Origin of the sequence: Flavobacterium sp. CAU 1735 (assembly GCF_039888695.1) — a bacterium.
Lineage (GTDB): Bacteria > Bacteroidota > Bacteroidia > Flavobacteriales > Flavobacteriaceae > Flavobacterium.
The window spans coordinates 279,277-291,490 of the sequence record NZ_JBDQQQ010000003.1 but is presented as its reverse complement, the minus strand read 5'-3'; the positions used below and the strand labels follow the sequence as shown (position 1 = coordinate 291,490).

General features: G+C 40.0%; 8 protein-coding genes and 1 tRNA gene. 6 read left to right on the top strand and 3 right to left on the bottom strand.

Annotated features, from left to right (window positions below; translation table 11 throughout):
• Positions 1 to 128: 128 nt before the first annotated feature.
• Positions 129 to 1,247 carry a TlpA disulfide reductase family protein gene (locus AAFN64_RS10290; protein WP_347760359.1) on the top strand — a complete coding sequence of 373 codons (1,119 nt, stop codon included), beginning with the start codon at positions 129 to 131 and terminating at the stop codon, positions 1,245 to 1,247.
• A 160-nt stretch (positions 1,248 to 1,407) separates the two neighbouring features.
• Positions 1,408 to 1,489, top strand: a tRNA-Tyr gene (locus AAFN64_RS10285).
• Between the two features lie 145 nt (positions 1,490 to 1,634).
• Here the strand turns inward: AAFN64_RS10285 and AAFN64_RS10280 are convergent.
• The 3 genes from AAFN64_RS10280 to AAFN64_RS10270 all read right to left on the bottom strand — a co-directional run bounded on the left by AAFN64_RS10280 (position 1,635) and on the right by AAFN64_RS10270 (position 5,971).
• A complete protein-coding gene (locus AAFN64_RS10280; protein ID WP_347760358.1) occupies positions 1,635 to 2,333 on the bottom strand; it encodes a DUF1826 domain-containing protein in 699 nt (232 codons plus the stop codon).
• Positions 2,334 to 2,614: 281 nt separating this feature from the next.
• The gene (locus AAFN64_RS10275) at positions 2,615 to 3,991 is read right to left on the bottom strand and encodes a T9SS type A sorting domain-containing protein (RefSeq protein WP_347760357.1); all 1,377 of its coding nucleotides are present in this window, start codon (positions 3,989 to 3,991) and stop codon (positions 2,615 to 2,617) included.
• A gap of 57 nt (positions 3,992 to 4,048) precedes the next feature.
• The gene (locus AAFN64_RS10270) at positions 4,049 to 5,971 is read right to left on the bottom strand and encodes a sulfatase-like hydrolase/transferase (RefSeq protein ID WP_347760356.1); all 1,923 of its coding nucleotides are present in this window, start codon (positions 5,969 to 5,971) and stop codon (positions 4,049 to 4,051) included.
• 132 nt (positions 5,972 to 6,103) lie between these two features.
• Between AAFN64_RS10270 and AAFN64_RS10265 the strand changes: the two genes are divergently transcribed.
• From AAFN64_RS10265 to AAFN64_RS10250, 4 genes are all read left to right on the top strand, one after another.
• On the top strand, positions 6,104 to 7,882 hold the full coding sequence (locus AAFN64_RS10265) for an AMP-dependent synthetase/ligase (protein WP_347760355.1): 1,779 nt from the start codon (positions 6,104 to 6,106) through the stop codon (positions 7,880 to 7,882).
• A 115-nt stretch (positions 7,883 to 7,997) separates the two neighbouring features.
• A complete protein-coding gene (locus AAFN64_RS10260; RefSeq protein WP_136401901.1) occupies positions 7,998 to 8,450 on the top strand; it encodes a MarR family transcriptional regulator in 453 nt (150 codons plus the stop codon).
• A 71-nt stretch (positions 8,451 to 8,521) separates the two neighbouring features.
• Positions 8,522 to 10,912: a 3-hydroxyacyl-CoA dehydrogenase/enoyl-CoA hydratase family protein gene (locus AAFN64_RS10255; protein ID WP_347760354.1), complete on the top strand. Its 2,391-nt coding sequence runs from the start codon at positions 8,522 to 8,524 to the stop codon at positions 10,910 to 10,912.
• A 49-nt stretch (positions 10,913 to 10,961) separates the two neighbouring features.
• Positions 10,962 to 12,143 (top strand): acetyl-CoA C-acyltransferase, encoded by a 1,182-nt coding sequence (locus AAFN64_RS10250; RefSeq protein WP_136401903.1) that lies wholly within the window; start codon positions 10,962 to 10,964, stop codon positions 12,141 to 12,143.
• Positions 12,144 to 12,214 lie beyond the last annotated feature (71 nt).

The following is a 12,214-nucleotide window of genomic DNA, read 5'->3' as shown; positions in this document are numbered from 1 at the left end:
AAAAGCCCCAAAATCGGAACAATACGATTTTGGGGCTTTGTGTATCCAACTGTTAAAAATAATCTATTTAGCAACTGCTTTTAATCAGTTTTTAAATACATTTGTAACATAACAAATTAAAAATAACAATGAAGAAACTTTTTTTAGTACTGTCAATTGCTGCCGTATTTGCTTCTTGTAAAAAAGACAATGGTTTTACCATTTCCGGAGAAGCTAAAGGAATCGATAATGACAAAATGGTTATTATTGCCACACAAAGCGAATTAGGTCCTATCTCTAAAGACACTGTAAAAATTAAAGACGGAAAATTCGAATTTAAAGGAATAGCCGATAAACCGGAATTTTGTTTCCTAAGAATTCAGGACATCGGAGACATGATACCTTTTATATTGGAAAACGGAACAATTAAAGTCGATTTTGTAAAAGATTCTATTCGTAATTCACGCGTTACCGGAACCATTACTAACGATCAGTTCCAAAAATATAACGACGAATCGAAAGTTATCTTTAAAAAGATGCAGGCTTTCCAGATTGCCAACAATCAAAAGATGGCAATGGCACAGCAATCTCAGGATACAGTTACTGTTAACAGTCTTAGAAAAGAATACATGGTATTCCAGAATGCTTTAAATAAAAAATCGGAAGATTTCATCGAGAAACACCCGGATTCGTTCTTATCGGTTATGTTATTGGAAAACTTTACGATGTATCAGTCATTACCGGTTGACAAAATCGAAAAGCTTTACAAATCACTTACACCTGAAGCCAAAGACAACAAACACGGAAAAACCGTAAAAGACTTTTTAGAAAAACAAAATGCGGTACAGGTTGGAAAAGCAGCTCCTGATTTTTCGGCTCCGAATCCGGAAGGAAAAACCGTATCGTTAAAAGAATCATTAGGAAAAGTAACGATCATCGATTTCTGGGCATCATGGTGTGGTCCGTGTCGTGCGGAAAACCCTAACGTAGTAGCTTTATATAACGAATTACACCCACAAGGTTTAAACATCATCGGTGTTTCGTTAGACAAAGATGCCGACAAATGGAAAGAAGCGATTGCAAAAGATAAATTAACCTGGACACAAGTTTCAAATTTAAAATTCTGGCAGGATCCGATTGCAGAAAAATATAATGTAAAATCGATTCCGCAAACATTTATTCTGGATGCTTCCGGAAAAATTGTAGCAAAAGACCTTAGAGGTGCCGAATTAAAAGCAAAAATATTGGAGCTTTTAGCAGCAAAATAAAGCCCTGACACAAAAATCCCCTTACGGGGATTTTTTTATTTACCTCAACAACAACGGCTTAAAAAAAAGTCAGAAATTATATTAGAAATAAGTTTGCATACTAAAAAAACAGTCCTATATTTGCACTCGAAATAATCAAGGAAACACTTGGTTAGCCAATGGGGAGATACTCAAGCGGCCAACGAGGGCAGACTGTAAATCTGCTGACTAAGTCTTCGCAGGTTCGAATCCTGCTCTCCCCACAAACCCGGATTCACATCCGGGTTTTTTATTTTATATCAGTTACAACTTTGCATAAAAAAAACGGAAAGCTCACTTCCGTTCTAATTATTTTCAGCTGTGCACGTTTTTAGCTCCAATAAAAAAGAAACGCAACCTTGGATTCCCTTAACAAATCAACAACAACCGATATTCCCCTTCCTTTTCTATTGGTGCTCTATGAATACAAGGTAGCACTTGTTGTTTTGGATGATCAACGGCCAATCGCCAAAGATGTCCAATCCCTAAATTAACCGGTTCTGCATTCGCATGTAACTGATAATGCAAATCAAAATAATTTTCCTTTAAAAAGTCCTCAAACCCTTCCGGCGGTCCATCATAGAGTCCACCTAGCTTTGTTCGGATTTCCGGAATCAGAATTTTTTGCGTGGCTTGCGTATTCGGAACAATATCACTTGCCGCTCCGTGATACGTACATAGAAAAGTATCTGTTGCAATGGGTGAACGATCTACATGAAACGAATAGACATCCGTCGCTATAAAATCAAACTCCTCATCACGCTCATAACACTTGAGTAAATTAAGAGAAGGCGAAGCGCCAAAATCAGTTAATAATTGTAAATCGTTTAAAATTATTTCCCTGGCTCTACTTCCCTTTTCCGATAGTTGGAGCGCGATTAGATCTTCGGGAGAAACTTCCGTTATATTTTCTTTTAAAGATAAGCGCGCTACAATTTCGTTAAAATCGCCATCCAAATTTCTGTACCAGCATAGCGCATTCGTTTCTCCTTTAAAATCAGTATGTGCAAGCTCATAGAAATCCGCCACTACTCCTATTTGCCGGTTTTCAGAAAATATATTACTCATAACACAACAGTAAGAAGCTAATTACTTCTTACATTACAAAATTATACAATAGTAATCAGCTATGGAATCCTTATAGCCATAAACTTTTGAAGGGAGCATTATTTATATCACAAAAATGCAAGGCTAAAAAATCATTACAAAACATAGACATTAAACAAAAGAAGCCTGTTTATGAACTGTCGGTTATTATTTAGCATAAAAAACTCCGGCTTTTACCGGAGTGTTATTTTTAAGATATACTGTCTTTATACAAGCTGTCAGATCAATAATAATCTGTAAAATTATTCTTTAACAAAGGTACGATTGATCATACCCAAGCTTGTGTTTATTTTAAGAAAATAAATTCCGGTATTTAATTCGGATACATCAAAAGTCTGATGATTACCGGAGCTTTGATCTGTTTTCACCAATTGTCCTAAACTATTATAAACGGCCACCGAAAGAACATCAAGAGCTGTATCGGATTCCAATTTAAAATACCCTTTAACCGGATTCGGATACATCTTCAGATCGTCTTTAGCCAAAACCTCAGGAGTGCTCAACACAGGATTACAGTCTACCGCTATTGGAACAAAACTGTTATTTAGTGTTCCATTACCAAACATACCAAATGTATTTGTTCCCATTGCCCATAAATCACCATTGGCCTTTAATCCTAATGTATGTCTGAAACCGTTTGTTATAAACTGCCAATCCGTATCTGTTCCGATAAGCATAGGAAAATGAATTGTATAATTTACGCCACCTCCTAATTCTCCAAATCGGTTTCTTCCCCAGGCCCACAATGTTCCATCGGATTTGATTGCAAAAGAATCTTCATTTCCGGCAAATACCGATACCCAATCAGACGAATCTATTATTTTTCTAGGTGAAGAAAATTGCGACTGGAAAGGATAAGCTCCTACCTGACCATAAAAATTACTTCCCCATCCCCATAGCGTACCTGTATTTTTTAAGGCCATAATATGGAATTCACCCGCTGCTATTGAATTCCAATCCGAATCCAATCCAATCCGGATAGGCGTGAGACTAACATTCGGAATACTTCCGGAATTAAACTGACCATAATCCGGCTTACCCCATCCATATAGTTTACCGTCATTTTTCAAACCAAAAGTCACGTCAGTATTTACCGCGATGGATTTCCAATCTGTATCATGTCCAATTTGCACCGGAACCATACTGGGAGAAGTTGTTCCATTACCCAACTGCCCATACGAATTTATACCCCATCCCCATAATGTCCCATCTGTTTTTATCCCAAAAGTTACATAATAAGAACCGGTGATTGTTTTCCAATTAGTATCAGTACCAACCTGCATCGGAGTCAAAACGGGATTTGTCGTTCCGGTACCTAATGTTCCATTCACATTATACCCCCATGCCCATAGCGTTCCATTGGTTTTAACAGCAAAACTTCCTAATCCTGCTGCGCAAACGGTTTCCCAATCGGCATCGACACCAAGTTGAACCGGTATCCTTTTATCTACCAACGTACCATCGCCCAATTGACCGGAAGCATTATTTCCCCAGGTCCATAAGGTCCCATCGGATTTAATACCGATACTATGATGGTATCCATTGGCAATTGTTTTCCAGCATTGTGCGTTTATTACAATAGTAACAAGAAGTAATAATAGAGTAAATTTTTTTTTCATAATTAAACATAAATTAAATTACATCACACTACACCTTCCGGAAATCTCCTTATAAAATTATTCAGCATATAATTTCTTATCGATAATACGAGCGTAATAATCCTGTACAAAGGCCTTACAAGCCACTTCAAGATCATCCATTTCCTTATTTCGGTTGCCGATCAGATTTTTCTCCAAACCTTTATCGGCAATCGCATAAAACCCGGTCGCTTTCTTACCGTCGAACAAACAGATATAATTACCGCGTTGGAACTGATACTGCGTTCCATTATAATTGATCACAAACGGTTTAATCGCTTTTTCACCTATCAAACTTCTTCCCCAGCTACGGAATGGCTTATCGTATCCGATCATATCCAATAAAGTCGGATAAATATCGATTTGCTGCGCCAACTCCTTATTCTCTCCCTTCAAACTACCATCCGGTTTGTAGATCAGAATAGGCACCGCCGAACGGTTGATCACCTTAGCATATTCATCATAGGCCACCTGATTACAATGATCGGCTGTGATTACAAAAATCGTATTCTGGAACCACGGTTCTTTTCTGGCCGCTTCAAAGAATTTTTTAAACGCATAATCCGTATAACCTACAACCTGATGCATCGGCACCGTACCCATTGGAAACTTCCCTTTAAATTTCTCAGGAACCACAAACGGCTCGTGCGACGATACGGTAAAAATAGTTCCCATAAACGGTTGCTTTTTCGCATCAAACGTCTTTTTCATATATTGAAAAAACGGCTCATCCCATATTCCCCAGGAACCGTCGAAATCGGCATCGTTATTATATTCCGTTTTACCATAATAGTGATCAAAACCTAATATATTTCCAAATCCAAGGAATCCCATCGAACCGTTTGGCGCACCGTGGAAAAACGAGGTATCGTAACCTTCTTCTTTTAAGGTCGAAACCAGCGATTGGATTTTTTGTTTCGGATAAGGCGATGAGGTAAAGGCATCCTGAAAAGAAGGAATCCCGGCCAAAACCGAAGACATTCCGTGAATCGATTTACTTCCGTTTGCAAAAGCATTCGAAAAAATAAGACTGTGTTGCGCCAATGAATCGATAAACGGCGTATAACTCACAAATCCCGGAATTTTAGTATCCTTATTAAAGGCACCGATATACTCTCTTCCATAACTTTCGGTTATAAAGATGACAATATTCGGTTTGGTTTTCGGATTATTACGATAGTGTTTAATCGGTTCCAATTCGCGTTGCACTACTTCCGGCGACACTAAATCCACCTTTTTAAAACTAGTGGTTCCCATAGTACGAATAACCGCAAAAGGCGTATTCAGTACAATATCGGCGTGTTCCGGTTTCGTTACATAGCGATTGGCATCCACAATATTAATCGGACGCGTACTCTTTTTAAAATCACCACGGATTCCACCCACAGCCAGAACCGCAATGGTAACCAATCCTAAAATCGACGACACGAAGTATTTCACTTTATTTTCGTGTTGTACCTCTTTTACTTTTACCTTTTTATACAAATAAACCCAAAGGATCGCACACAGGAAGAACAACGCATATACATGCCAGTAGCTCACAATAAAGCGCGAAAACATATTTCCTTTATTCGATTCGTTTTTCACGATATCCATAATGGCAATAGTCGTACGGGCATAGGTAAAACGATAATAGATAAAGTCGACAAAATTGGTCGCAAATCCAATCAGGTTACAAACAAAATACAGATAGAACAAAAACTTCTGATATCCTTTTTTAGTTGTAATCCACAACGGAAGAATTGAACAAACCACAAACAAGGCGTTGAGATACAAAATTGCCGCTGTGTCGAAAACCATTCCGTGATACGCCAAAGCCAGAAAATCGGAAACCGAATCCACCTTTAGCATTTTATAATTATAAGCAAAGAATAGCACACGGGCGATAAAATAGAACACATACGCTAAAAACAGTCGGTAGAATAAAGCCTTATATTCCTGAATACGATAATTGGAATTCATATAAAAGTTACAAAATCAAAATTATAAAGGAATCAAAATTACAAAATTACCGATACCGCTTCCACAATTATGAATTTTAAATTTTTTGATTTGAGTTTTTTTTATAATTTGCAGTAACTAAATGCGCAAAACATGACTGACGTTACACGTTTATTTGATTTTCCATACTATCAACTGGAAAAATACAACCTGCCGGATGCCTTGGTAACCAAATATAATGGAGAATGGATTAAGACTTCTACCAAAGAATATCTGGATAAGGCCAATGCACTTTCCAGAGCACTATTGCGAATGGGAATCCAGAAAAACGATAAAATTGCAATTATTTCTTCCAATAACAGAACGGAATGGAACATTACCGATATCGGGGTTTTACAAACCGGTGCTCAAACTGTTCCGGTCTATCCAACCATTTCCGAAGAAGATTACCAATATATATTAGGTCATTCCGAAGCCCAATACTGCTTTATTTCCGATATTGAGGTTTTCAATAAAATAAATGCGATTCGTCACAATGTACCTTCCTTAAAAGAAATCTACTCCTATAATGTAATAGACGGTTGTAAAAACTGGACCGAAGTTTTGGAATTAGGAAAAGATGAAAGCAACCAACAGGAAGTTGAAGACCGAAAAAATAGTATTGTCACCACCGATTTAGCGACTTTAATCTACACTTCCGGAACAACGGGAAGACCAAAAGGCGTTATGCTAAGTCACCAAAATATCGTTTCGAACGTATTGGCCAGCTCGGTACGCGTACCCTTACGAGCCGGAAGCACACGCGGATTAAGCTTCTTACCCGTTTGTCATATTTTCGAAAGAATGATTTTATACCTATACCAATATTACGGAATCTCCATCTATTTTGCCGAAAGCATCGATAAGATGAGCGATAACCTAAAAGAGGTAAAACCACATGTAATGACAGCTGTTCCGCGTTTACTGGAAAAAGTATACGATAAAATCTACGCCAAAGGAGCCGATTTAAGCGGTATCAAGAAAAAACTGTTTTTCTGGGCGATCGATTTAGGACTGCATTATAAGCCGTATGGTGAAAATGGTTGGTGGTATGAAAAGAAACTATCCATTGCCCGCAAACTGATCTTTAGCAAATGGCAGGAAGGTTTAGGCGGACAACTGGAACTGATGGTTTCCGGTAGTGCTGCTTTACAACCGCGACTAACCCGTGTTTTTGCCGCAGCCGGAATTCCGATTATGGAAGGCTACGGATTAACCGAAACATCTCCGGTAATTGCCGTAAATGATCAACGTAACCGCGGATTCAAAATTGGCACCGTTGGAAAAGTACTGGACAACCTGGAAGTAAAGATCGCCGAAGATGGCGAAATCTTATGCAAAGGCCCAAGCATTATGATGGGCTATTATAAGGATGACGAAAAAACCGCAGAAGCGCTACAGGATGGCTATTTCCACACTGGCGACATCGGAGAGATCGACAGCGAAGGTTTCCTTAAAATAACCGACCGGAAAAAAGAGATGTTCAAAACATCCGGCGGAAAATACATCGCGCCGCAGATTATCGAAAACACCATGAAGCAATCCCGTTTTATCGAGCAGATCATGGTAATTGGTGATGGCGAAAAAATGCCGGCGGCGTTTATTCAGCCAAGTTTCGATTTCCTTAAAGAATGGGCAAGTCGAAAACACCTTGCTATAGGAACCACCAATGAAGAGATTGTAGCCAACGAACAGGTTATCGAACGAATCAAAGAAGAAGTCGATCATATCAATAAAAAATTCGGTCATTGGGAACAAATCAAAAAATTTGAACTCACCGCAAATGTCTGGTCTATCGATGGTGGCGAACTCACACCAACGTTAAAACTCAAAAGAAAGATCATCAAAGAGAAATACCAGAATCTCTATGATAAAATCTACCAGAACTCTTAAAAAAATAAAGATACTCCTCATACCCGAGGAGTTTTTTTTTATTTAACTTAAAATTAATTCAACAGTATTATGCATGCATAGTATTTTTTTGTATATTTGAAATCACTGAAGAAAAATGAAAGATAAAACAATTGATTATGTTTTACGCGCAACCTGGCAGGCTGTTGCACGAATGTACAACGAAGAGGCGACCAAATACGGCGCCACGATGGCTACAGGATTTGCATTATTGAGCATCGATCGGGAAAACGGAACGCCATCGACCGCTTTAGGTCCCAAAATGGGAATGGAAGCGACGAGTTTAACGCGAACCTTAAAATCGATGGAAGATAAAGGACTAATAATCCGTAAAAAAAATCCGGTCGACGGTCGCGGTGTTCTAATCTACCTGACCAAACTCGGAAAAGAAAAACGCGAACTTTCCAAAGCCACCGTTTTAAAATTCAATGAGACCGTAAAACAAAACATCAGCGAAGAAAAGCTCAACCACTTCATGGAAGTTGCCGAGATCATCAACGAATTGATTTTGGATAAAACCATTTTTAATTCGGAAGAGGATTCTAAATAATTATAGTACTAATTGATTCCAGGCGATAAAATCGTTCGGAATCATCCAAACAAAGAAAACAGTAATTACAAATGAAACGACTAATCAAAAAAGTTGCGGTTATTGGTTCGGGAATTATGGGATCGGGTATTGCCTGCCATTTTGCCAATATCGGTGTGGAAGTATTACTTCTGGATATTGTTCCGAGAGAATTAACCGATGCTGAACAAAAAAAAGGATTGACATTAGAAAGTAAAGTGGTTCGAAACCGGGTGGTTAACGAACATCTTGCGAACGCTTTAAAATCGAAACCGGCTCCTATTTATGATCAAAAGTTCGCCAGCCGAATTACTACCGGTAATACGGAAGACGATTTAGCCAAAATTAAAGACGTCGACTGGATCATAGAGGTTGTAGTAGAACGTTTGGATATCAAACAAAAAGTATTCGAACAAATCGAGCAATTCCGCAAACCGGGAACGCTTATCACTTCCAATACATCCGGAATTCCAATCAAATTTATGAGCGAAGGGCGCAGTGAGGATTTCCAAAAACACTTCTGCGGAACCCACTTCTTTAACCCGGCCCGTTACTTAAAATTATTCGAAATCATCCCGGGACCAAAAACAGCCCCGGAAGTACTGGATTTCTTAAACAATTACGGCGAAAAATTCCTGGGTAAAACCTCGGTAGTCGCCAAAGACACTCCTGCATTTATCGGTAACCGTATCGGAATCTTCGGAATCATGAGCCTTTTCCACCTGGTAAAAGACATGGGACTAACAATCGAAGAAGTAGACAAACTAACCGGACCGGTGATTGGTCGTCCTAAATCGGCGACTTTCCGTACGGTAGACGTGGTAGGTTTGGACACTCTGGTACACGTAGCCAATGGTTTATACGAAAACTGTCCGCAGGACGAAGCACATGACCTTTTCAAACTTCCGGATTTTATCAATACCATGATGACCAACAACTGGTTGGGAAGCAAAACCGGACAAGGTTTCTACAAAAAAGTAGACAAAGACATTTTATCCTTAGATTTAGATACACTGGAATACCGCGCGGCTAAAAAAGCCTCGTTTGCAACATTGGAATTAACCAAAACGATCGATAAACCGATCGACCGTTTTAAAGTCCTTGTAAAAGGAAAAGACAAAGCCGGTGAATTCTACCGTAAAAACTTTACGGCAATGTTTGCCTATGTTTCCAATAGAATCCCTGAAATTTCGGACGATCTTTATAAAATTGACGATGCGATGAAAGCCGGATTCGGATGGGAAAACGGTCCGTTTGAAATCTGGGACGCTATTGGTGTAGCCAAAGGTATCGAACTGATGCAAACTGAAGGATTGGCTCCGGCAGCCTGGGTAACCGAAATGCTGGCTTCCGGAAACGATAGTTTCTACACCGTTAAAGATGGTATCACGCATTACTACAATATCGCATCCAAATCTCAGGTAAAAGTACCGGGACAAGATGCTTTTATCATCCTGAACAACATCCGCGAAAGCAAAAAAATATGGAGTAACAGCGAATCTGTGATTCAAGATCTGGGCGATGGAATTATCAACATCGAATTCCAGTCTAAAATGAACTCCATTGGCGGTGGTGTGATTCAGGGAATCAACAAAGCCATCGACCTGGCTGAAAAAAACTATAACGGTCTGGTAATTGGTAACCAGGCGGCCAACTTCTCTGTTGGCGCTAACCTTGCCATGATTTTTATGATGTCCGTAGAACAGGAATACGACGAATTAAATATGGCAATCAAAGCCTTCCAGGATACCATGATGCGCGTACGCTATTCCGGAATTCCGGTTATTGCAGCACCACACGGAATGACTTTAGGCGGTGGATGTGAAATGAGTATGCATGCCGACAAAGTGGTTGCAGCAGCCGAAACCTATATCGGACTGGTAGAGTTTGGTGTTGGGGTAATTCCAGGCGGAGGCGGATCGAAAGAAATGGCTTTACGTGCCGCCGACACTTTCCACAAAAATGACGTTGAATTAAACGTATTACAGGAGTATTTCCTAACCATCGGTATGGCCAAAGTAGCCACGTCGGCCTATGAAGCCTACGATTTAGGTATCCTTCAAAAAGGAAAAGACGTCGTGGTGGTTAACAAAGACCGTCAGATTGCCGAGGCTAAAAAACACGCCCTGTTAATGGCCGAAGCCGGTTATACGCAACCCGTAAAACGCAAAGACATTAAAGTACTTGGAAAACAGGCACTGGGAATGTTTTTAGTGGGAACCGACAGTATGGAAGCCGGAAAATATATCTCCGAACACGATAAGAAAATTGCCAACAAACTGGCTTATGTAATGGCAGGAGGTGATTTATCCGAACCAACATTGGTGAATGAACAATATCTATTGGATTTAGAGCGCGAGGCTTTCCTATCGCTTTGTACCGAAAGAAAAACACTGGAGCGTATTCAGTTTATGTTAACCAAAGGAAAACCGCTTCGTAATTAATCCATATGGATTTGAGTAGCACTTAACATCCATTATTCAAAACAAAACTATGAAAACAGCCTATATAGTAAAAGCATACCGGACAGCCGTTGGTAAAGCACCAAAAGGAGTGTTCCGTTTTAAAAGACCCGACGAACTGGCCGCCGAAACCATCGAATATATGATGAATGAGTTGCCAAACTTCGACAAAACCCGTATCGACGACGTAATGGTAGGAAATGCCATGCCGGAAGCCGAGCAGGGATTAAACGTAGGGCGACTGATTTCCCTTATGGGATTAAAAATTGAAGATGTACCGGGCGTAACCGTAAACCGTTACTGTGCGTCGGGAATCGAAACTATTGGTATGGCCACTGCCAAAATCCAGGCTGGTATGGCCGACTGTATTATTGCCGGTGGTGCCGAAAGTATGAGTTATATCCCAATGGGTGGTTACAAACCAACCCCGGATTATAAAGCCGCAGCAGCCGGACACGAAGATTATTACTGGGGAATGGGATTGACTGCCGAAGCCGTAGCCAAACAGTTTAATGTTTCCCGTGAGGATCAGGATGAGTTTTCGTACCAGTCGCATCAAAAAGCTTTAAAAGCGCAGGCGGAAGGAAAGTTTGACAAACAAATCGTTCCAATCACCGTTGAGCACGTTTATATCGATGAAAAAGGTAAAAAAGCAAGCAAATCCTATGTGGTGAATAAAGACGAAGGACCAAGAGCCGATACGTCCAAAGAAGCCTTAGGAAAACTGCGACCGGTTTTTGCCGCCGACGGAAGCGTAACAGCCGGTAACTCGTCACAAATGAGTGATGGTGCTGCTTTTGTACTGGTAATGTCGGAAGAAATGGTAAAAGAATTAAATCTGGAACCAATTGCACGACTGGTAAACTATGCTGCTGCCGGAGTAGAACCCCGAATCATGGGAATCGGACCGGTAAAAGCTATTCCAAAAGCCTTAAAGCAAGCCGGATTAAAACAATCCGATATTGAATTGATCGAATTAAACGAAGCTTTTGCGGCACAAAGTTTGGCAGTAATCCGCGAATTGGATTTGAATCCGGAGATCATCAACGTTAACGGTGGTGCCATTGCCTTAGGTCACCCACTGGGATGTACCGGAGCGAAGTTATCCGTTCAATTATTCGACGAAATGAAACGCCGCGGCAATAAATACGGAATGGTCACGATGTGTGTCGGTACCGGACAAGGCGCAGCGGGGATTTATGAATTATTGTAATTTGAAAAGATACTAGAGAAAAGAAAAAAGAAGGAAGAGTACTGACGATGAAAGAAAGAGTTAATGAGACA